A 21446-nucleotide genomic window follows, 5' to 3' on the forward strand; every position below is an offset into this window, starting at 1 on the left:
GTGATCCCTCGACGTATCAGCGCAACGCCGACACGAATCAGCCCAGCATCGACAGGTCGATTCGCAGCGGAAAGGGCACGTCCGTCGTGAACTCTGACGTGTGCTGCACTGGAGTTCGGTACTGACCGGTCTCGGGGTCGAGGCGGTATTCGTAAAGGGCGACCGTCGGCTTGCTCTCGAGCCGCAGATAGAACGGAATCTTCCACTCCGCGTAGATCGCCGACTTCGTTATCCGGTCACCGATTCGCGACGACGGCGACACGATCTCCAGCGCGAGTGCGATCTCGTGCGGGTGTACCCAGTTGCGATCCGCTTCCGGGGTGGTGATCTTGGTCGGTACCACCATCAGATCAGGTGAGCGGGACTGGGTGATCTTGCCGCTCTCGTAGATGCGGATCTCGGCTTCAGGGAGCGATGTCCACTCCTCCCGGCACTGCGCATCGAGAAGCGTTATGAGCTTCGCCTCGAATTTTTGGTGCCACAGGGCAGGGCGCGGTGACACCGTGAGAATTCCGTCCTCGATCTCATACCGGATCTCCTCCGGAATCATGTCCAGTTCCTCATCGGTCCACCCGATCTCGTCATCTTCGAGATGCGGATCGGTCAGACCCGATATTGCTGCGGTCATGAGATGGACGGTATCGAGTTCTCCGGACGGATTGAGATTCCGTACGGTATCTGTGGAAAACCTTTGGTATACGCGATCACGCATGCGCTCGATCGGCACCGGATACGGCTCGCTCGTCCAGTCGTCGTCCACAGATCCAGCGTAATCCTCGACGACAGTGGCCCGGCATCCCTCGCGGGATACCGGGCCACGGCGGCAATCGGATCAGGCCGGCAGGCTGGCTACACCAGGGGCCAGGAAACGCTGGCCGGTGACTTTTTCCGAGACACCGGACCGGTCCAGGTACGGCGTGATTCCGCCGAGGTGGAACGGCCAGCCGGCGCCGAGGATCATGCACAGGTCGATGTCCTGGGCCGCCGCGACGACGCCCTCGTCGAGCATCAAGCGGATCTCCTCGGCCAGCGCGGCCACCGCCCGCTCGCGGATCTCGTCCGCGGTCGGCCCGCCGCCCCGCGGACCGTAGAGCGCCGCCACCTCCGGGTCGACGACCGGCGCGCCGGTCGACCAGTCGAGGAACGCGGTCTTCTTCGCGTCGACGACCTTGCGCATGTTCTCGGACACGTAGAACCGCGACGGGTAGGCGCCGTGCAGCGTCTCCGAGACGTGCAGCCCGATCGCCGGCCCGACCAGCTGGAGCAGCAGGAGCGGGCTCATCGGCAGCCCGAGCGGCTCGAGCGCCCGGTCGGCCTCCAGGAAGTCGGTGCCCTCGTCGATCGCCCGCGTGACCTCACCCAGGAACCGCGTGAGCAGCCGGTTCACCACGAACGCGGGCGCGTCCTTCACCAGCACGCACGACTTGCCGAGCGTCCGGCCGACCGCGAACGCGGTGGCCAGCGAGGCGTCGTCGGTCCGGGTCGCCCGGACGATCTCCAGCAACGGCAGCACCGCGACCGGGTTGAAGAAGTGGAACCCGACCACCCGCTCCGGGTGCTGGAGCTTCGAGGCCATCTCCGAGACCGAGAGCGACGACGTGTTCGTCGCGAGCACGCACGTCGGCGAGACCACGGCCTCGACCTCGGCGAACACCTGCTGCTTGACGCCGATCTCCTCGAACACGGCCTCGATGACGAAGTCCGCGTCGGCGAACGCGTCCTTGGTCAGCGAGCCGGTCACCAGGGCCTTCAGCCGGTTGGCCTTGTCGGGCGACACCCGGCCGCGCGAGAGCAGCTTCTCGATCTCGGCGTGCACGTACCCGACGCCCTTGTCCAGCCGCGACTGATCGAGGTCGGTGAGCACCACCGGCACCTCGAGCTTGCGCGCGAACAGCAGCGCGAGCTGACCGGCCATCAGACCGGCCCCCACGACACCGACCTTGGTGACCGGCCGGGCCAGCGACCGGTCCGGCACTCCGACCGGCCGCTTCGCGCGCTTCTGCACGAGGTCGAACGAGTACAGCCCGGCCCGGAGCTCGTCGCTCATGATCAGGTCGGCCAGCGCCTCGTCCTCGTCGGCGGTGCCGTTCTCGAACGTCGAGGTCTTGGCCGCGGCGATCAGGTCGAGCGCCCGGTAGGGCGACGGCGAGGCCCCGTGCACCTTTCCGTCGGCGACGGCGCGGCCCCAAGCCACGGCGTCGTCCCAGGCCTGCCCCCGGTCGACCTCCGGACGGGTGACGACGACGTCACCCCGCAGCACACCGGCGGCCCACTCCAGCGACCGCTCGAGGAAGTCGGCCGGCTCGAACATCACGTCGCCGATGCCCAGCTCGAGGTACTGCTTCGGCTTGAGCATCTTGTTCTGGTTGAGCGCGTTCTCGACGATCACCGTCACCGCGTTGCCGGCGCCGATCAGGTTCGGCAGCAGCCAGGTGCCGCCCCAGCCCGGTACCAGCCCGAGGAACACCTCGGGCAGGGCCAGCGCGGCCGCTCCGGACGAGATCGTCCGGTAGTCGCAGTGCAGGCCGATCTCGATGCCGCCGCCCATCGCCGCGCCGTTGACGAACGCGAACGTCGGCACGGACGCGTTGCGCAGCCGGGCGAAGACCCGGTGCCCGAGCCGCCCGATCTCCAGCGCCTGGTCGCGGCCGGTGATCCGGGGCACCCCGTCCAGGTCGGCCCCGACCGCGAACACGAACGGCTTGCCGGTCACCGCGATCGCCTCGACGCCCGGAGTGTGGGCCTCGATCTCGTCGATCGCCGCGTCCAGCGACGCCAGCCCACCCGGGCCGAACGTCGACGGGCGGGTGTGGTCCTTGCCGTTGTCCAGCGTGATCAGCGCGATCTCGCCGTCCAGACCGGGCAGGTTCAGGAACCGGACGTGGGCCTCGGTGACGACCTCGTCGGCGAATTCAGGGGTGGTCACTTGGTTCCCTCCCAGTTCGGGTTCTCCCAGATGACCGCCCCGCCCATGCCGATGCCGATGCACATCGCGGTCAGGCCGTACCGCACGTCCGGACGCTCGGCGAAGTGCCGGGCGAGCTGCGTGAACAGCCGCACGCCGGAGGACGCCAGCGGGTGTCCGATCGCGATCGCGCCACCCCAGGGGTTCACGCGCTCGTCGTCGTCGGCAATGCCGAAGTGGTCGAGCAACGCGAGGACCTGCACCGCGAACGCCTCGTTGAGCTCGAACAGGCCGATGTCGTCGATCGTCAGACCGGCCTTGGCCAGCGCCTTCTCGGTCGCGGGAACCGGGCCGACGCCCATCACCTCGGGCTCGACGCCGACATAGGCGAAGCTCACCAGCCGGGCGCCGATCGGGAGCCCGAGTTCGCGGGCGACGTCCTCGGCGGCCAGGAGGCTCGCGGTCGCGCCGTCGTTGAGGCCGGCGCTGTTGCCCGCGGTGACCCGGCCGTGCGGGCGGAACGGCGTCTTCAAGCCGGCCAGGCCCTCCAGCGTCGTCTCCGGGCGCGGGGGCTCGTCGGCGGTCGCGAGGCCCCAGCCCTTCTCGGCGCTGCGGGTGGCCACCGTGACCAGGTCCCGCTGGATCTTCCCGTCGGCCAGCGCCTTCGCGTACTTCTGCTGCGAGCCCAGCGCGAAGGCGTCCGCGCGTTCCTTCGTCAGGTGCGGGAAACGGTCGTGCAGGTTCTCCGCGGTCTGGCCCATGACCAGCGCGGACGGGTCGACGATCCGCTCGGAGAGGAAGCGCGGGTTCGGGTCGACGCCCTCGCCCATCGGGTGGCGTCCCATGTGCTCGACGCCACCGGCGATCGCCAGGTCGTAGGCGCCGAACGCGATGCCGCCGGCGACGCTGGTCGCGGCGGTCATCGCGCCGGCGCACATCCGGTCGACGGCGAAGCCGGGCACCGACTTCGGCAGACCGGCCAGCAGTGCGGCGGTACGGCCGATCGTGAGGCCCTGGTCGCCGGTCTGGGTGGTGGCGGCGATGGCCACCTCGTCGATCCGCTCTCCCGGTAGCGACGGGTTACGGCGGAGCAGCTCGCGGATGGTGCGGATCACGAGGTCGTCGGCGCGCGTCTCGGCATAGATCCCCTTGGGTCCGGCCTTGCCGAACGGGGTGCGGACGCCGTCGACGAAGACCACGTCACGGCTCTGACGGGACACAGGTCCTCCACGGTTTGGCAGCGGATACCGCGAATGCTACTCGCCGGTAACACCGTCCGGTCGCGACCCGGCGGCGTGTGACGCGGCACACCGCCCACTTAACACCGCGCCGGGTGCGGTCAGGCTTCCGGCGCCTCGCTGGTGCCGACGATGACGGGCTATCCGGGACGACCTCACCGACGACGAGCGCGACGTGGTCCGCCGGATCCCCGACGTACTCCGGAAGCTAGGGTAGGGACGCCGCGACTGGCGCAGTCGAAGGTGGAAACAACCACCGGGAAGCGGCACCGACCCGTTATTTCAACACCGTGCGCCTGGGTGGGCGGGGCTGACGTCACCATCAGCGAGGAGCCCACATGGCGCTCAACCAACCGCCCACGCCCCACCTCGACGCCGAAGACCCCGAGGTCGCCCGCCTGATCGTCGACGAGGCCCAGCGCCAGCAGGACTCGATCCGGCTGATCGCCTCGGAGAACTACGTCTCGACCGCCGTGCTCGAGGCCACCGGCTCGGTCTTCACGAACAAGTACTCCGAGGGCTACGCGGGCAAGCGCTACTACGAGGGCCAGCAACTCGTCGACCCGCTCGAGGAGCTGGCCATCGCCCGCGCGAAGGCCGTCTTCGGAGTCGAGCACGCGAACGTGCAGCCGTACTCCGGCTCGCCCGCGAACCTCGCGATCTACCTGGCCACGCTCACGCCCGGCGACACCGTGATGGGCATGGGGCTCCCGAGCGGTGGCCACCTGACCCACGGCTGGAGCGTCTCGGCCACCGGCAAGTGGTTCAACGCCGTCCACTACGGCGTCCGCAAGGAGACCGGGCGCGTCGACCTGGACGAGGTGCGCGACCTGGCGCTCAAGGAGCGCCCGAAGCTGATCTTCTGCGGCGGCACCGCCGTCCCGCGGACGATCGACTTCGCCGGCTTCGCCGCCATCGCCAAGGAGGTCGGCGCGGTCCTGGCCGCGGACATCGCGCACATCGCCGGGCTGATCGCCGGTGGCGCGCACCCGTCGCCGGTCGGCTCGGCCGACATCATCTCGACGACGACGCACAAGACGCTGCGCGGACCGCGCGGCGCGATGCTGATGTCGACCGAGGAGTACGCGAAGGCGCTCGACAAGGCCGTCTTCCCGGGCCTGCAGGGCGGTCCGCACAACCACACGACCGCGGCCATCGCGGTGGCGCTCAAGGAAGCGCAGACGCCGGAGTTCTCGGCCTACGCCCACCAGGTCGTGGCGAACGCCAAGGCGCTGGCCGACGCGCTGCTGGAGCGGGGCTTCGACCTGGTCTCGGGCGGAACCGACAACCACCTGATCCTGGCCGACCTCACGCCGAAGGGCATCGGCGGCAAGCCGGCCGCGAAGGCGCTCGACCGGGCCGGCGTCGAGCTGAACTACAACACGGTGCCGTTCGACCCGCGCAAGCCGTTCGACCCGTCCGGTATCCGGATCGGCACCGCGGCCGTCACCACCCGGGGCCTCACCCCGGCGCAGATGCCGCAGATCGCCGACTTCATCGACCGCGCGATCGCGGCCGAGAACAACGACGACGCCCTCGACGCGATCGCCGCCGAGGTCCGCGAGCTCCTGAGCGCGTTCCCGGTCCCGGCCTGAGCCGGGAAGCCCCGGCCTGAGTCTCGAAGCCCTGGCCGCCTACTCGGCGGACAGGGCTTCGAGCAGTCCCGGGCCGACCAGGCCGATCTGCCACTCGCGGGCGCCGTGGGCGCGCAGCGACTGCTCGACGCCGTCGAGCGCCAGCGGCTCGGGCGGGCTCCAGCAGACCCGGCGGACGGTGTCGGGCGCGATCAGGTTCTCGGCCGGCACGTCGTACTCGCTCGACAGCCCGGCCACGACCGCCTTCGCCCTGGTCAGCCGCCCGGCCGCGGCCGGGTCGCGATCGGCCCAGCGGTGCGCGGGCGGCGGCCCGTCCCCGCCGGTGGCGGTCGTCGGCAGCCCGTTCTGGGGCAGCGCCCGGGCCTTCCCCAGCGCATCGAGCCAGGTCGACGCCAGCCGGCGCGTCGCCCGCCCGGAGTAGACCGGCAGCGACAGCAGCGCCCGCTCGTCGGCCGGGTCGGCCTGCGCGGCCGCCACGATCGCCGAGTCCGGCAGGACCCGCCCGGGCGCCAGGTCGCGACGGCGGGCGATCTCGTCCCGGGCCTCCCACAGCGCCCGCACCCGGGCCAGGCCGCGCGCGGTCCGCACCCGGTGGATGCCGGACGTCCGTCGCCACGGCTCCGCCCGGGGCGCCGGCGGCTTGCTCGCCACCAGCGCGGCGAACTCCTCCTCGGCCCAGGCCTGCTTCCCCTGCCGGGTCAGCTCCTCGGCCAGCGCGTCCCGCAGCTCCACCAGCAGTTCGACGTCGAGCGCCGCGTACGTGAGCCACTCGACGGGCAGCGGACGGGTGCTCCAGTCGGCGGCCGAGTGGCCCTTCTCCAGCGTCCGCCCGAGAACACGCTCGGTCATCGCGCCCAGGCCGACGCGCTCGAAGCCGGCCAGCCGCCCGGCCAGCTCGGTGTCGAACAGCTTGCGCGGGCGCAGGCCCAGCTCGGCCAGGCAGGGCAGGTCCTGCGAGGCCGCGTGCAGCACCCACTCGGTGTCGACGATCGCCGCGTCGATCACCGCGAGGTCGTCGAACGGCAACGGGTCGATCAGCACGGTGCCGCCGGCCTGTGCACCACCGCGCCGCAGCTGCACGAGGTACGCCCGCTGGCCGTACCGGTAACCGGAGGCCCGCTCGGCGTCGACCGCGACCGGCCCGTCGGCCGACGCGAGCATCGCGGCCGCTTCGGCCAGCGCCTCGGCGGTGTCGACGGGGTCCGGTGTGCCGTCCCGCGGTACCAGAAGAGGGACGGGAGGCGGCGTTTCCGGTTGCTGTGTCCCGCTTGCACCAGGGTTCGCCGCGTCGTTCACGCCCTCACCGTAGCGAGACGCTCGGTCGCGGTGGGTGTCGGCACGCTCTGGACGTCCTCCGGACGGCCGTCGAGGCCTCCTACGGGCGGCGGATAGGCGTCGGATGGACGTCAGAACGCCTGCTGGAAGTCGACCTGCTCGACCCTGCTCGCTACGGTGAGTTCCGTCTTTAGGCGTGAGCTGTGTGTGCACCGTGCAACCACGTGGAGCAGCCTCTAGGCACAAATGGTCGGACCTGAAGGGCAGCTCACGATGTCAGACCGCGGAGACGAGTCCTTCGCTCCACCTACCGCCCAGACCGGGCCGTTACCCGGCCCGCGGCCGCCGACGAGCGGCTGGCCCCAGGCCGGCTCCTCCTACTCCGGCCCGCCGTCCTACGGCGCCCCCACCGCGCCGATAGCGCCGCCGCCGACCCCGACTCAGACGACCGGCGCGTTCGGCTCGCCCGTGCACCACCCCACCCCCGCGGGGTACGGGCCGGGTGGCCCCGGCTCGCCGTTACCCCCACGCCGGCCCACCGAGCGGCGCTCCGCGCCCCGGCTGCTCACGATCGGGACGTTCGTCCTGACGCTGCTGCTGCTGATCGCGGTCATCGTCCAGACCGTGCTGCTGTCCGGCCTCTCCAGCGACGTCGACGACGCCCGGGCCGCCCAGAGCCGCGCCGAGACGGCTGCCTCCAAGGACCGCGAGGACGTCTCGAACCTGACCAAGCGCATCCAGGCGCTGGAGGAGCGCACCGAGGGCACGCTGAACTCGACCGCGGTCGCCAAGAAGGTGCTGCCGTCCGTGTTCAGCGTCCGGGCCGGTCAGGCCACCGGCACCGCGTTCGCGTTCGGGCAGGCCCCGAACGGCGGCACGTTCCTGGTGACGAACTACCACGTCGTCGAGTCGCTGCTCACCAGCGGCAGCAAGAACGCCACGATCCAGCGCGACTCGGAGACCTACCCGGTCACCGTCGACCGCACCGACCAGCAGCGCGACCTGGCCGTGCTGCGCACGACGGCCAAGTTCCAGCCGCTGAAGCCGGCCAAGGTCGCGGTCGAGCCGGGCGACCCGGTGATCGTCGTCGGCGCCCCCCTCGGGCTCACCGACACGGTCACCACCGGCGTCGTCAGCGCGGTCCGCAACGACGTCGAGGGCCTCAACACCCGGGTGATCCAGTTCGACGCGGCGATCAACCCGGGCAACTCCGGTGGGCCGGTGATCAACGCCAACGGCGAGGTCGTCGGCATCGCCCAGGCCAAGATCATCGCCGAAGGCGCCGACGGCCTCGGGCTCGCGATCCCCATCGACGAGGTCTGCAAGGGCCTCATCTCCTGCTGAACCCCTGAAGCACCCGCCACAGATCCGAACGACCAGGAGGCTCCCGTGTCCAACCCGGGCTACGGCAACCAGGGCGGCCCCTACCAGCCTGGTTCGCCATATCCGACCGATCCCCAGTACGGAACGCCGGCCCAGCCGGCGCCCGCCTCCGACCCGTGGGCCCAGCCGGCCGCGAGCCCGTACCCGGCGACGCCGACGTCGGGCAGCGAGTACGCGGCCCCGGTGTCCGGCGCCGAGTACTCAGTTCCCGGCTACGCACCCGCGTCGGCTCCGCCCGCGTCCGTGCCGCCCGCGTCGGCGCCGCCGGCCTCGGTTCCGCCGGCGTCGGCGCCCCCCGGCTACGGGGCCGCGCCCGGCGCCTACCCGTACCAGACCGGGCCGATCCCGGTCGGCAACCCGACCCAGGGATACCCGACCGCGCCGTTACCGGCCGGGGCCGAGGTCGGCCCGTCCGGCTACGGCCGTCCGCCGGCCGGCCGGAACCGCCTGGCGATCATCCTCGGTGCCGCCGCGGCCGTGCTGCTCGTGCTCAGCCTGGTGATGACCGGTCTGTTCATCGCCAAGAACAACAAGCAGAACGACACCCAGGCGAAGCTGACGTCGGCCGAGTCGACGATCGACGAGCGCGACAAGAAGATCACCGGGCTGGAGAAGGACCTCCAGGACACCAAGACCAAGCTGACGAACACCGAGCAGCAGCTGAACGGTACGCAGCAGTCGCTGGGTCAGACCAACTCCGACAAACAGATCATCTCCCAGTGCCTCAAGCTGGTGATCCAGGCGATCGACGCGATCAACGCCGGCAACCAGGCCCAGGTGGACACCTTGATCAAGCAGCTGGATGAACCCTGCACCAAGGCCGAGAAATTGATCTAGCTACGCGGAGTGGTGCGCCGCCAGGACCGTGACGCCTGGCGGCGGGAGGCCGGCGGTCGAGGCCAGGAGGACGCACCAGGCGTCAAGGTGGGGGGCCAGGTCGACCGACGCGTCGAGCATCGGGGTCCAGGACGCCCGCACCTCGACGTCGGAGCTGGTCGGCGGCCCGGCCAGGTCACCGAACCGGGTCGAGCTCACCTGCGTCACCGTGCCGCCGATCGCCGCGTACTTGGCGCCGGCCAGGTCCAGCGCGTCCAGCAGCCAGCTCCACCCGACCGCGGCCAGCATCGGGTCGGTGCCCATCTCGGACTCCAGCTCGGCGGTCACGTACGACACCACCCGCCAGTGCCCGTCCCACGCCTCCTGGCCGGACGGGTCGTGGAGAACGATCAACCGGCCGGTGGCGACCTCTTCGTCACCGCGGAGCACGGTGCCGGAGAGCGCGAAGCTCCGCGGGGCGAGGCGCTGAGGAGCCGGAACCTCTTCGAGCATGATCTCCGGCCGCGTGTGCACCGCGCGCAGCGACGCCACGGCGAGCTCGAACTGGTCAGGCTCGGCGCCGGTGGGGGCCATGACTCAAGAGCGTAGGGGGAGCGGCAGAGCCCGCACAGCGCGGCGCGCCGGTCCGCCCGTCCCGAGCGCCGAACGGTGGTCGGGCGGCACCGGCGCCCCTCGGGCACCACGTCGCCGTCAACCGGCCGGGCGTCACCGTGAAACCATGGCCGACATGACCGACACCGCACCGCCCCTCGGCGGCTCGCCGCGCTCCGCCGCCGAAATCGGCTCGCAGACCTCAGCGCAGCAGGTCACCGTACGTGCGCCGGGGCCGGCCGAACTCGCCGACTCACCGTTCCTGCGCGCCTGCCGACGCGAGCCGGTGCCGCACACGCCGGTCTGGTTCATGCGTCAGGCCGGTCGTTCGCTGCCCGAGTACCGCAAGGTCCGGGAGGGCATCGCGATGCTCGATTCGTGCCGTCGGCCCGACCTTGTGACTGAGATCACGCTCCAGCCGGTCCGCCGGCACCACGTCGATGCGGCGATCTTCTACTCCGACATCGTCGTCCCGTTGGTGGCGATCGGCATCGGGCTCGACATCGTCTCCGGCGTCGGTCCGGTCATCGACGAGCCGATCCGCACGGCGGCCGACGTCGAGCGTCTGCGCCCGCTCGGGCCGGACGACGTCCCGTACGTCACCGAGGCGGTCCGGTCGCTCGTCGGCGAGCTCGGCGCGGTGCCGCTGATCGGCTTCGCCGGGGCGCCGTTCACGCTCGCCAGCTACCTCGTCGAGGGTGGTCCGTCCCGGACGCACGCCCGCACCAAGGCGCTGATGTACGGCCGGCCCGACGTCTGGCACGCGCTGTGCGGGCGGCTGGCGCAGATCGCCAGCGCGTTCCTGCGGGTGCAGGTCGACGCCGGGGCGTCGGCGGTGCAGCTGTTCGACTCCTGGGCCGGCGCGCTCTCCGAGGCCGACTACCGCGAGTACGTCCAGCCGCACTCCGCGCGCGTGCTCGCCGACCTGGCCGAGACCGGCGTCCCGAAGATCCACTTCGGCGTCGGCACCGCCGAGCTGCTGCCGGCGATGGGCGAGGCCGGCGCGGACGTGGTCGGGGTCGACTGGCGCACGCCATTGTCCGTGGCCTCCGGCCGGATCGGCCCGGACAAGGCCGTGCAGGGCAACCTCGACCCGGCCGTGCTGCTCGCCGACCCGCACGTCGTCGAACAGCACGTCACGCGCGTGCTGGCCGACGGCGCCGCCGCGCCCGGGCACATCTTCAACCTCGGGCACGGCGTGCTGCCGGAGACCGACCCGGACGTCCTCACCCGGGTCGTCGAACTCGTCCACGAACGCTCGGCGCAGCCGGTCACGCGTCCGAACTGACCGGCTCCTTCGGAGCCGGCTCCGACGGAGCGGCCGGGGGAGCCGGACGGCGCACCCGGCGCACCAACAGCCAGACCGGGACGCCGATCAGCGCGACCGCGGCCAGGAACGGCGCCAGCCAGCCGAGCACCATCAGCAGCACGGCGACCGTCACGACGAACGCGTCCCAGCCGTTGCGCAGCCCCACCCACAGGCCGCGTTCCTTCTTCTTCGCGACCGCCGGGGCCGACGGCTCGCTCAGCGTCAGCGTGATCGTGCTGTACGAGACCTGGTCGTTGATCGTCCGCCGGCTGGCCTCGGACGCCGCCAGCTCGCTCTCCCGGGTGGTGAGCTCCCGCTCGATCTGGGCTAGCTGGCTGATCGAGTTCGCCCGGGCCAGCAGCGCCCGGACCCGGGTCACGCTGGCCCGCTGAGCGGCGATCCGGGAGTCCAGGTCGATCGTCGCCGTCTGCAGGTCGTCGGTGCCCAGCCGCCGCGCGGTCTCCTTCCCGAGCGCGGCCACCGCGTCGACCGTCGGACCGAACCGAGCCGACGGGACGCGCAGCGTCAGCGTGGCGTAGAGCCGCTCGTCGGAGAGGTGCCGTTCGTCGCCGGCGACGTAGCCACCGGCCGCGAGCGTGGCCCGCACGGCGCGGCTCGCCGCGTCCGAGACGTCCTGGGCGGTGACCGAGAGCGCGCCGGTGTAGACGAGCGCCCGCTTCGGGTCACCGAGCGTCGTCGGTGCGTCGGGCTGTCCAGCGGGCTGCTTCCCCGGTGAGCCGGGCGTGACGGCCGGCGCGGCCGGCGCACCGCCGGAGAGCGTCTCCGACCGCGCGGCCGTGCTGTCGGCCGCTGAACCGCTGTCGTTGCTCGAATTGTCGGAACACCCGGCCAGCACCAGCAGCGCGACGATCAACGCGGCCAGGAACGCAGCGGGCTTGCGGTTGTCCATGGTGGTCCCTCGGGGGTTCGGGCGGCTGATTGCGGATTCGACGCCGCCCGGGCCCCGGCGGTTCCCGGGATCGTGACGCTGCCCACGTCTGCCGTATTCGGGGCCGTCGGCACCGGCGATCGGCCCGGCCGGTGCGGCACGATGAGTTCGTGCTGTTTGACGACCGATTTCCCCGTCCGTTGCACGTGGTCGTGGTCGGCGGTGGCATCGCCGGACTGGCCGCCGCGCTCCGCATCCGCGACACCGCCCCGGACGGAACCGCGGTCACCGTGATCGAACAGGCCGGGAGCGTGGGCGGGAAGCTCCGCACCGGCTGGGTGGCGGACGTCCCGATCGAGGACGGGGCCGAGTCGTTCCTGCTCCGCGTGCCCGAGGCAAGCGACCTGGCCGAACGCGTCGGTCTGGGCGACGACCTGGTCAGCCCGACATCGGCCGGAGCCACGGTCTGGGTCGACGGCCGGCTGCGGGCGATCCCGGGCGGCAACGTCATGGGGATCCCGGCCGACCTGGAGGCCACCGCCGCGTCCGGCGTGCTGAGCGACGACGGTCTGACCGCGGTGCGCGCCGAGCCCGGCCGCCCGGGGACGCCGCTCGGCGACGGCGACGTCTCGGTCGGCGACCTGGTGGCCGAGCGGCTCGGGCCCGAGGTCGTCGACCGGCTGGTCGAACCGCTGCTCGGCGGCGTCTACGCCGGTCGGGCCGGCCACCTCTCGCTCCGGGCGACGATGCCCGCGCTGGCCGCGGGCCTGGCCACCCAGCCTTCGCTGATCAAGGCCGCCCGCGCCACCCGGGGCAAGCCGGGGCCGCCGAGCCCGATCTTCGGTACGGTCCGCGGCGGCCTGTCCCGGCTGGTCACGGCCGTGGCCCACGAGTCGCAGGCGGCGATCCGCACCGGGCTGCCGGTCCGCGCGCTCCGCCGCACCGCGGACGGCTGGCAGCTCACGGTCGGCTCGGCCGGTCTGGGCGGCAGCACGACCGTGCGCGCCGACGCGGTGGTGCTGGCGGTGCCCGCCGGTCCGGCGTCCAAATTGCTGACCGACGTGGACGCGGCCGCGGCCGGCACCGTCGGAGTCCTGGAGTACGCGAGCGTCGCGCTGGTCTCGTTGGTGCTGCCGGGCCGGCTGGCCCTGCCGCCGGGAACCGGCGTACTGGTCCCGGCCAGCGCCGGACGCCTGGTCAAGGCGGTCACGTACGTCTCCCAGAAGTGGGGACATACGCTGGACGACCACCGGGGCGAGCCGGTCACCGTGGTACGCGCGTCGGTCGGCAGGCACGGGGAGGAAGCCGCGCTGCAGCGGGACGACGACGCGCTCATCGCGGCCGTGCGCGACGAACTCACCACGCTGCTGCCGGCCGCGTGGCCGGAGCCGCTCGGCGCGAAGCTCAGCCGGTGGGGCGGCGCGCTGCCGCAGTACGCGCCCGGGCACCTCGGCCGGGTCGCGGCGGTGCGCGCCGCGCTGGCCGGCGAGCCGACGCTCGCGCTGGCCGGCGCCGCGTACGACGGGGTCGGCATCCCGGCCTGCATCCGATCCGGGCAGGCGGCGGCCGACCAGGTACTGTCTGCGCTCGCACTTCAGAGGAGGGAGCCCGTTCATGGCTGAGGGCAACAACCCGAACGCACAGCGGATCCGGGAGCTCAACGACTCGATCCGCTACACGATGTGGTCGGTGTTCCGGGCCGAGACCCGGCTGCCGGCCGACCGGACGGCGCTGACCGCCGAGGTCGAGGAGCTGATCGAGCAGCTGGCCCAGAAGGACGTCGTGGTGCGGGGCGTGTACGACGTCGCCGGGCTGCGCGCGGACGCGGACGTCATGGTGTGGTGGCACGCGCCGACCTCGGACGCCCTGCAGGACGCCTACGCGCTGCTGCGCCGCACCGAGCTGGGCCGGCACCTGCAGCCGGTCTGGTCGCAGCTCGCGCTGCACCGGCCGGCCGAGTTCAACCGGAGCCACATCCCGGCGTTCCTGGCCGACGAGAACGCGCGCGCCTACGTCTGCGTGTACCCGTTCGTCCGGTCCTACGAGTGGTACCTGCTCCCGGACGAGGAGCGGCGGGCGATGCTGGCCGAGCACGGGAAGATGGCCCGCGGGTACGCGGACGTGCGGGCGAACACCGTCGCGTCGTTCGCGCTCGGTGACTACGAGTGGATCCTGGCGTTCGAGGCCGACGAGCTGCACCGGATGGTCGACCTGATGCGTGATCTGCGGGCGTCGACGGCCCGTCGGCACGTGCGGGAGGAGATCCCGTTCTACACCGGCCGTCGGAAGCCGGTCACCGAGATCGTCGCGGCCCTACCGTAACGACGAAGGGCCCCGATCGGGGCCCTTCGTTGACCTCAGCCCTCGGTGGGCTCGAGCGTCAGAGAGATCGAGTTGATGCAGTAGCGGTCGTCGGTCGGCGTGCCGTAGCCCTCGCCGTGGAAGACGTGACCGAGGTGCGAGTTGCAGGTCGCGCAACGGACCTCGACCCGCCGCATGCCGAGCGTGTTGTCCTCGATCAGGACGACGTTCTGCGCGTCCGACGGAGCGTAGAAGCTCGGCCAGCCGCAGTGCGACTCGAACTTGGTGTCCGAGCGGAACAGCTCGGTGTCGCAGGCCCGACACCGGTAGACGCCGACGGTCTTGGTGTCGGTGTACTCACCGGTGAAGGCCCGCTCGGTGCCGGCCTCTCGGAGAACGTGGTACTCCTGGGGAGTGAGCTGAGCGCGCCACTCCGCGTCCGACTTGACGACAGTCGGTGGCGTGTGCTGGGTCATGCCTACAAAAGTACGTGGAGCCCGCTTTTATTTCTCGGGCGAGGGCTCCCCGGAGGGCTCCTCGCTCGGCTTCGGCTCCTCGGACTCCGAGGCTTCCGGGCCGGACGGGCTCGAGGCCGCCGGCACCGGGAGGTAGCCGACGATCGGGTCGTGGTCGGTCCAGCGGGCCGCGAACTCGCTCTGCGCGTGCACGACGTCCACCGACGACCCGCTCAGCGACCGGCTCACCAGCACGTGGTCGAGCAGCATCGCGTTGCCCTCGACGAGCGTCGTGTACCGGTCGCCCGCCCCCAGCTGCCCGGCCGGGTCGCTGAGCACGCCGCCGCCGGTCAGCAGCCCCAGCGTCGCCGAGTTCTCGACGTCGGAGATGCCGCCGACGACCGCGACGGCGGCGTCCGGATCCAGGGCCAGGATCGAGTCGACGAACGTGCGCACGGCCGCGGCCTGGCTGCCGCGCTGCTGCACCGACGGGCTGTGCGGCGGTTGCACGCGGCCGAACAGCGGGTCGTCGCCGGACGCGGTGACGAAGTGGTTCGCGAGGACGAAGACCGTCCGGCCGCGGAACTTGAACTCCCCGGCCACCGACTTGCGGGCGTCGTTGAACGCCGGGCTGGAGGTCGCGATCCGGCCGGGGGAGACCGTCAGCCCGGGCTCGCCGTCGATCAGCTCCGCGGTGGTGGCCGTGGTCGCGTCGGGCGTGCCGCGGTCGACGAACGACACCCGGGCCGGGTCGTAGAGGAAGCCCACCCGCCGGTTCTCGGGGCCGGAGCCGTCCCGGCCGGCGACCGGGTCGATCTGCCGGTAGGCGTAGCGTGGGCCGCCGGCCGCGCGGATCCCGTTCACCAGCGCGGTCCAGCCCCGGACGGCGTTCACCTGGTCCGGGTCGGTCCCGCCGTCGTCGTCCGGCATCTCCTCGACCGCCAGGACGTCGGGCGACCGCAGGTTCTTCACGATGGTGCCGGCCAGCTGCTTCACCGGCTCGGGCTCGCCGGTCAGGTTCACCGAGCCGACGTCGATGCCGGCGACGGTCAGCTCGCCGGGCTTCGGGGCCTTCGCGGTCTCCGGCTTCAACTTCGCGCTGCGGCTGCCCGGCGTCGTGAGCACGTGCAGCCGGAAGTCGCCGCCGCCGTAGTCGAGGACGCCCTCGATCGAGCCGGGCAGCTGGTCGCCGACATTGGCCACCGGCAGCGGCGTCAGGAGGTCGTCGAGCAGCACCCGCTCGCTGTTCGGGTCGGTCGGGGTGTAGCGCAGGCCGCCGCGCGCGGTGCGCGGGGAGCCGGCGCCGCTGGGCAGCACCGGGAGCTGTCCATTCAGGCTGGTCGGACCGAGCACGACCGGGTTGTCGACGCGGACCAGCATGCCCTCGAGCGACTCGTAGAAGTCCAGCGCGTTCAGCGTCGGCGCGAACAGCCGGTTGCCCTCGACGTCGCCGGGCGCGTCGGTGCGGATCGCGCTGGGCGGAGTGCGGCCACCCGGGCCGATCAGCACCGGCACCGGACGCCGGGCCGCGTTCGTGAGCACCGAGACCGTCGGGCGGATCAGCTCGGTCGTCGTCAGGTTGCCGCTGCCGCTCGACCCGCCGGGCCGGTACTCGGTGACCGTGCCGGCGACCTGGACCGTGTCTCCGCTCTGGACCCGCGGAGCGGTGCCGGTGAACACGAACAGCCCGTCGCTGGTGGCCGGGTCGTTGTCGGGGATCGGGTCCTGCATCCAGAAGCCGGTCCGCCCGATCGCCGTGACGACGCCGGGCACGCTGGTGACGAGCCGACCGGCCAGCGGCGACATGTGCGAGCGGCCCTGGATGTCGGCGATCCGGGCCGTGCGGCCCGCGGTGTCGCCCTGGCCGCCGGGCGGCGACGGGGTGGCGGCCACGAAGTCGGCCGAGTTGTCGTCGGTGTCGACGCCCCCGCCCGAGCTCAGGCCGGCGATGCCGTTCTGCGGGTTCTGGTCGTTCTCGACGCCGGCCGGGCCACCGGGGTCGTCCTCGATGCTCGACGTGCCCCGGCCGCTGGACACCTTGATGTCCCGCCGGATCGCCGCGGTGGTGGAGGACAGGGCGGGCGCCGGGCGTCCCTCGGCGTCCTCGGCGCTGCCGTACCCGACGAAGTCCCGGACGCCCTCCACGGTCGTGCAGCTGGCGACGCAGTGCAGCGGGGCGATGCTCTTCACGAGCGCGACCTTGCCGCTGGTGGAGCCCAGGTCGACCGAGCCCTTGACGTCGGCCGGGGGTAAGCGGGTGGTGCCGTTGCGTCCACCGGCCTCGGCGATCAGGTACCGGCCGCCGGCCGGGACGCGGCCGGACAGCGCGGTGACGGCCCAGGAGCGGTTGCGCGGCGGCGCGTACTGGATGCTCCAGCCGGCCAGGTCGACCGGCTCGTCGCCGCGGTTGATCAGCTCGACGTAGTCGTTGGTCCAGATCGAGCCGGGCTCGCCGCCGCCGCCGTAGACCTGGCTGATCACCAGGTCGGCCGGCGTCGACGCGGTGCCGACGGTGGACGAGGTGGCGGTCGCGGTCAGCGCGAGCGCGACGAGCAGCGCCGGGACCGCGGACGGCAGGAAGAACGACGGACGCCGGAGCGTCTTTCCCAACTCGCTACGTCGAACGTGTCGTTGTGGGCGCTTCGTTACCGCATGTCGAGTCCGGTGCGCATGCCTCCCGCTCGTACGCTCGCGTCCCACGAGCGCACACGGTACCTGTGTCCCAACGGCCACGGGGGCGGGCGGCCGAGCCGCCCACCCCCTTATGGGCCGAACGGGGAATCAGTCGACCGTTGCGTACGACCGGCGGGTCGGGGGCATGTGGCTGCGGCCCTTCCGATCCGGACGGACGGCGAGCACCTGGTGGATCGCGATCCGGTTGCGGTCGAAGGCCAGCGCCGAGCCGGCCATGTACAGGCGCCAGACCCGGGCGCGCCCGACGCTCGTCAGCTGGACGGCCTCCGACCAGCTCTGCTCCAGATTGGCCACCCAGGCCCGCAGCGTCTTCGCGTAGTGCTCACGCAGCGACTCGACGTCGCGAACCTCGAAGCCCACGCTCTCCAGCCGGTCGGAGATCCAGCCCGAGGACTGGAGCTCGCCGTCCGGGAAGACGTACGCGGTGATGAACGTCCGCTCGTGCTTGCCGCCGGCCCGGTTCGACTCGAGGTGCTCGGTGACCGTCGGCGGCTGGGTGATCTGGTGGCTGAGCAGCCGGCCACCCGGCTTGAGCAGGCCGTACAGCAGTTCGGCGTAGTGGGGCCACTGCTCGGTGCCGACGTGCTCGGCCATCCCGATGCTCGAGATCGCGTCGTACGGCCCGTCGTCGATGTCGCGGTAGTCCATCTCGCGGATCTCGACCAGGTCGGCCACCCCGGCCGCCGCGGCGCGCTTCGCCGCGCCGACCGCCTGCTCGTGCGAGTTCGTGACGCCGACGACGTGGACGCCGTACTCGCGGGCGGCGTGGATGGCCATCGTGCCCCAGCCGCAGCCGACGTCGAGCAGCCGCATCCCGGGCTTCAGCCCGAGCTTGCGCGAGATCAGCTCGACCTTGTTCGTCTGCGCCTGCTCGAGCGTCGTCGTGGCGGACGGGTCGTCGAGGTCGGGCCAGTACGCGCACGAGTACGTCATCGATTCGCCCAGCACCAGCCGGTAGAACTCGTTGCCGACGTCGTAGTGGTGGCTGATCGCGGCCGCGTCCCGGCGGGCGCTGTGCAGCAGGCCACCGACCGGACGCATCTCCTCGGCCGGCGGGGGCGGGTTGGTGCCGATCGCGCCCAGCCGCACCGCGGCGGCGAGGATCGTCCGACGGTCCTGGCTGTTCAGGTGCATGCCCTGGGTGGCGTCGAACAGGTGCAGCATCGAGTCGAGCGCTTCGATGAAGTCGCCCTCGACCGCGAGGTCGCCGGAGACGAAGGCGCGGGCCATGCCGACCTCGTTGGGGGACCAGACCAGGCGACGCAGCGCGCGCCGGTTCCGGATGACGAGGGTCGGGCCACCTTCTCGGTCGGAGGGGCCGATCGAGCTGCCGTCCCAGGCCCGGATGCGGACGGGCGGCTCGTGGCCGAAGATCGTGGTGACGACGGGGCGTAACCGGTCAGCGACAGTTTCCTGCCGGTTAGCGAGGTACGTCATTGCTTCTTGTCCTTTCGCTCACCCACCGTGGCGATTCGGTGAAGTCACGAGGTTTTGATGCAGGTCCTTCGCAGCCGCAACTATGAGGTTGCTAAAACCAACTTCTTTTGTCTGAATCATGCACCCAGACAGGGCGCTGTGGAGCCGGAAAAATACGGTGACGGCGCCCACAGCTACACGTGGTACCAGGGAACCCACAGCTTGGCATCGGATAATCGACTGCCCCGGTACGGTGCTGCTATGGCGTCCAGAGCAACGTCTCCGGCGGTCGAGGTCCCGGTGGGCGACCGCGTCGTCCGCATCAGCAACCCCGATCGGGTGTACTTCGACGACCCGCACGTGACCAAGCTCGACATCGTCAAGTACTACCTCTCGGTCGGCGAGGGCATCGTCCGGGCGCTGCGCGAGCGCCCGTGCATGCTGCATCGCTATCCCGACGGGGTGTATTCCGCCGAGGGCGTCGAGGGCGAGAAGATCTACCAGAAGCGCCTGCCGCGCGGGGCCCCCGAGTGGGTCGAGAGCGTGCAGGTGAAGTTCCCGTCCGGACGCAGCGCGGACGAGCTGTGCGTCACCGAGCTGGCCTCGGTGGCCTGGGCGGTCCAGATGTCGACGGTGGAATTCCACCCCTGGCACTCCCGCCGGGCCAACACCGAGCAGCCCGACGAGCTGCGCATCGACCTCGACCCGCAGCCCGGCACCGGCCTGGCCGAGGCCCGGACGGTCGGCGGCGTCGTCCACGAGATGCTCGACGAGCTGGGCTGGGCCGGCTGGCCCAAGACGTCCGGCAACCGCGGGATCCACATCTACGTGCGGATCCGGCCCGACTGGACGTTCACCGAGGTCCGCCGGGCCGCGCTGGCCTTCGCCCGCGAGGTCGAGCGGCGCGTCCCGCAGCTCGCGACCACCGCGTGGTGGAAGGAGGAGCGCGGCGAGAAGATCTTCGTCGACTTCAACCAGAACGCCCGCGATCGGACGATCGCCAGCGCCTACAGCCTCCGGGGCCGGTCGGGTGCACTGGTTTCCGCTCCGATCACCTGGGACGAATTGGTGGACGTCGAGAGCGAGGACTTCACGATCCGTACGGTGCCACCGCGCTTCGCCGAGCTGGGCGACCTGCACGCGGGCATCGACGACGTCGCGGTGGGCATCGAGCCGCTGCTGGAGTGGTCGGAGCGGGACGCGCGCGACCTCGACCTGGGCGACGCCCCGTATCCGCCCAACTATCCGAAGATGGAAGGCGAGCCGATGCGGGTGCAGCCGAGTAGGGCGCGCAAGCCGGGGTAGGCGGTTGCTTCTGGGCCGGAGCAGGTTGCTTTCCGGGCCGGGGTAGTGACGCGGGCCACAGTCGCAGGTCATGCTCAGTGGGTCCGCGATCCGACTCGAGGAGGCGCGCATGCCCGAACAGGGCCGAACCCAATTCTCCCGGCCGCAGCGAACCCTTTCTCCGCACAGCCACCCGCAGTCCGCGGCCCCGGCTGCCGACGTGAAGGAGCGGGTCGCCGAGGTAGTGGTGCGGGTCAGCGACGCGGAGCTGGGCGGTGCGCTCGGACGCCCGGACTCACCGCGCGGGGTGGTGCTGTTCGCGCACGGGTCGGGGAGTTCCCGGCACAGCCCGCGCAATCGTCAGGTCGCCAAGGCGCTGTACCGGGCCGGGTTCGCGGTGGTGCTCGTCGATCTGTTCACGGCCGACGAGGCGCAGGAGGATCAGCGCACCGGCCGGGTGCGGTTCGACATCGATCTGCTGGCCCGCCGGGTCGACGACGCGGTCGGCTGGCTGGCCGAGTACCCGGAGACCGAGGGGTTGCCGATCGGGCTGTTCGGGGCCAGCACCGGGGCGGCCGGCGCGCTGGCGGCCGCGGCCCAGCGCCCGGAGTCGGTGAAGGCCGTCGTGTCGCGGGGTGGCCGGCCGGATCTGGCCAGCAGTTGGCTGCCGACCGTGGCGGCGCCGACGTTGCTGGTGGTGGGGGCTCTGGATCACCCGGTGCTGGAGCTGAACCGGCAGGCGTCGGATGCTCTGGGTGGGTTGGCGCGGGTGGAGGTGGTGCCGGGTGCGACGCATTTGTTCGAGGAGCCGGGGTGCCTCGATCAGGTCGCGTCCTTGACCGCGGCGTGGTTCACGAACCACCTGTAGGCCCTGTCGGGCACGGACCTGGTTCACGCCCGCGGTGGTGATGCCGGAGCGGCCTGCCCTCGGCCCGCCGCCGCGGCCGACGCCGGCCGGCGCCTTGCCCTGCGGCGGCCGGCCCTCGGGAAGGGTCCGCGGGTCTGACCTGATTCGAAGGCGGGCCGGACGCGGCTCCACCTCGCCCGCGCCCGGCGCCGCCGTCCGCGTCAGCGGCGGAGCCGGCGATCCACAGTCCCCGACCGCGGGATCCGTGTCCGCCACCTCAGCACCCTGCCGAGCGGGCGCCGCCGTGGTCGCCCGAGGCCCGCGGCATGCGGGCCGGCCGCGCCGGGGCGCGCCGGTCTGGCCAGCCGGCCCCCGGCGTCCGACCCGAGCCCTACAGCAGCACCGCACCGTCGAGCGCCATCGCGCA

General features: G+C 71.9%; 17 protein-coding genes and 1 riboswitch. Of the genes, 8 read left to right on the forward strand and 9 right to left on the reverse strand.

All coding sequences use genetic code 11. The features are described 5' to 3' along the window. Nucleotides 1-37 precede the first annotated feature (37 nt). The 3 genes from FL583_RS14235 to FL583_RS14245 form a co-directional block, all read right to left on the reverse strand. Nucleotides 38-760 (reverse strand): Uma2 family endonuclease, encoded by a 723-nt coding sequence (locus tag FL583_RS14235; RefSeq protein ID WP_142705086.1) that lies wholly within the window; start codon nt 758-760, stop codon nt 38-40. 72 nt (nt 761-832) lie between these two features. After that, nucleotides 833-2926, reverse strand: coding sequence for a 3-hydroxyacyl-CoA dehydrogenase NAD-binding domain-containing protein (locus FL583_RS14240; RefSeq protein ID WP_240746681.1), 2094 nt, complete (start codon nt 2924-2926; stop codon nt 833-835). Beyond that, complete coding sequence (locus tag FL583_RS14245; protein WP_142705087.1) at nt 2923-4125, reverse strand: thiolase family protein; 1203 nt, start codon at nt 4123-4125, stop codon at nt 2923-2925. The genes FL583_RS14240 and FL583_RS14245 overlap by 4 nt, the downstream gene beginning before the upstream one ends. Before the next feature lie 232 nt (nt 4126-4357). Then, nucleotides 4358-4452: riboswitch (ZMP/ZTP riboswitch) on the forward strand. Between the two features lie 29 nt (nt 4453-4481). Here FL583_RS14245 and FL583_RS14250 point away from each other — a divergent pair. Continuing rightward, on the forward strand, nt 4482-5738 hold the full coding sequence (locus FL583_RS14250) for a serine hydroxymethyltransferase (protein WP_142705088.1): 1257 nt from the start codon (nt 4482-4484) through the stop codon (nt 5736-5738). 39 nt (nt 5739-5777) lie between these two features. Here the strand turns inward: FL583_RS14250 and FL583_RS14255 are convergent, their stop codons facing one another. Then, nucleotides 5778-7139 carry a ribonuclease D gene (locus tag FL583_RS14255; RefSeq protein ID WP_420843144.1) on the reverse strand — a complete coding sequence of 454 codons (1362 nt, stop codon included), beginning with the start codon at nt 7137-7139 and terminating at the stop codon, nt 5778-5780. 147 nt (nt 7140-7286) lie between these two features. On the opposite strand from FL583_RS14255, the gene FL583_RS14260 reads away from it, so the two are divergent. Further along, a complete protein-coding gene (locus FL583_RS14260; protein ID WP_205752125.1) occupies nt 7287-8357 on the forward strand; it encodes a S1C family serine protease in 1071 nt (356 codons plus the stop codon). Between the two features lie 45 nt (nt 8358-8402). Beyond that, nucleotides 8403-9233 carry a hypothetical protein gene (locus tag FL583_RS14265; protein WP_142705090.1) on the forward strand — a complete coding sequence of 277 codons (831 nt, stop codon included), beginning with the start codon at nt 8403-8405 and terminating at the stop codon, nt 9231-9233. Here the strand turns inward: FL583_RS14265 and FL583_RS14270 are convergent, their stop codons facing one another. Beyond that, a complete protein-coding gene (locus FL583_RS14270; RefSeq protein ID WP_142705091.1) occupies nt 9234-9806 on the reverse strand; it encodes a DUF3000 domain-containing protein in 573 nt (190 codons plus the stop codon). A gap of 154 nt (nt 9807-9960) precedes the next feature. Here FL583_RS14270 and hemE point away from each other — a divergent pair, with 154 nt between their 5' ends. Beyond that, nucleotides 9961-11112 (forward strand): uroporphyrinogen decarboxylase, encoded by a 1152-nt coding sequence (gene hemE / locus FL583_RS14275; protein ID WP_142705092.1) that lies wholly within the window; start codon nt 9961-9963, stop codon nt 11110-11112. On the opposite strand, the gene FL583_RS14280 is transcribed toward hemE, so the two are convergent. Next, on the reverse strand, nt 11096-12043 hold the full coding sequence (locus tag FL583_RS14280; RefSeq protein WP_142705093.1) for a DUF4349 domain-containing protein: 948 nt from the start codon (nt 12041-12043) through the stop codon (nt 11096-11098). The genes hemE and FL583_RS14280 overlap by 17 nt on opposite strands. 149 nt (nt 12044-12192) lie before the next feature. On the opposite strand from FL583_RS14280, the gene hemG reads away from it, so the two are divergent. Together hemG and hemQ are read left to right on the forward strand one after the other, a co-directional pair. Continuing rightward, nucleotides 12193-13644, forward strand: a complete 1452-nt coding sequence (gene hemG, locus FL583_RS14285) for a protoporphyrinogen oxidase (RefSeq protein ID WP_205752126.1) — start codon at nt 12193-12195, stop codon at nt 13642-13644. Beyond that, entirely contained in the window at nt 13637-14344 is a 708-nt protein-coding gene (gene hemQ, locus FL583_RS14290) for a hydrogen peroxide-dependent heme synthase (protein WP_142705094.1), read from the forward strand. Before hemG ends, hemQ begins: the two co-directional genes overlap by 8 nt. Nucleotides 14345-14379: 35 nt before the next feature. Here the strand turns inward: hemQ and msrB are convergent, their stop codons facing one another. The 3 genes from msrB to FL583_RS14305 all read right to left on the reverse strand — a co-directional run bounded on the left by msrB (nt 14380) and on the right by FL583_RS14305 (nt 18909). Continuing rightward, nucleotides 14380-14799, reverse strand: a complete 420-nt coding sequence (gene msrB / locus FL583_RS14295) for a peptide-methionine (R)-S-oxide reductase MsrB (protein WP_142705095.1) — start codon at nt 14797-14799, stop codon at nt 14380-14382. Nucleotides 14800-14826: 27 nt separating this feature from the next. Then, complete coding sequence (locus FL583_RS14300) at nt 14827-17388, reverse strand: lamin tail domain-containing protein (RefSeq protein WP_142705096.1); 2562 nt, start codon at nt 17386-17388, stop codon at nt 14827-14829. A 171-nt stretch (nt 17389-17559) separates the two neighbouring features. Next, nucleotides 17560-18909: a class I SAM-dependent methyltransferase gene (locus tag FL583_RS14305; RefSeq protein WP_142705097.1), complete on the reverse strand. Its 1350-nt coding sequence runs from the start codon at nt 18907-18909 to the stop codon at nt 17560-17562. Nucleotides 18910-19149: 240 nt separating this feature from the next. Between FL583_RS14305 and ligD the strand changes: the two genes are divergently transcribed. Beyond that, entirely contained in the window at nt 19150-20193 is a 1044-nt protein-coding gene (ligD, locus tag FL583_RS14310; protein WP_142705098.1) for a non-homologous end-joining DNA ligase, read from the forward strand. Nucleotides 20194-20302: 109 nt separating this feature from the next. Continuing rightward, the gene (locus FL583_RS14315) at nt 20303-21040 is read left to right on the forward strand and encodes a dienelactone hydrolase family protein (protein WP_142705099.1); all 738 of its coding nucleotides are present in this window, start codon (nt 20303-20305) and stop codon (nt 21038-21040) included. The last annotated feature ends 406 nt before the right edge of the window (nt 21041-21446 follow it).

It is taken from the genome of Cryptosporangium phraense (assembly GCF_006912135.1).
In the GTDB taxonomy this organism is placed as follows: domain Bacteria; phylum Actinomycetota; class Actinomycetes; order Mycobacteriales; family Cryptosporangiaceae; genus Cryptosporangium; species Cryptosporangium phraense.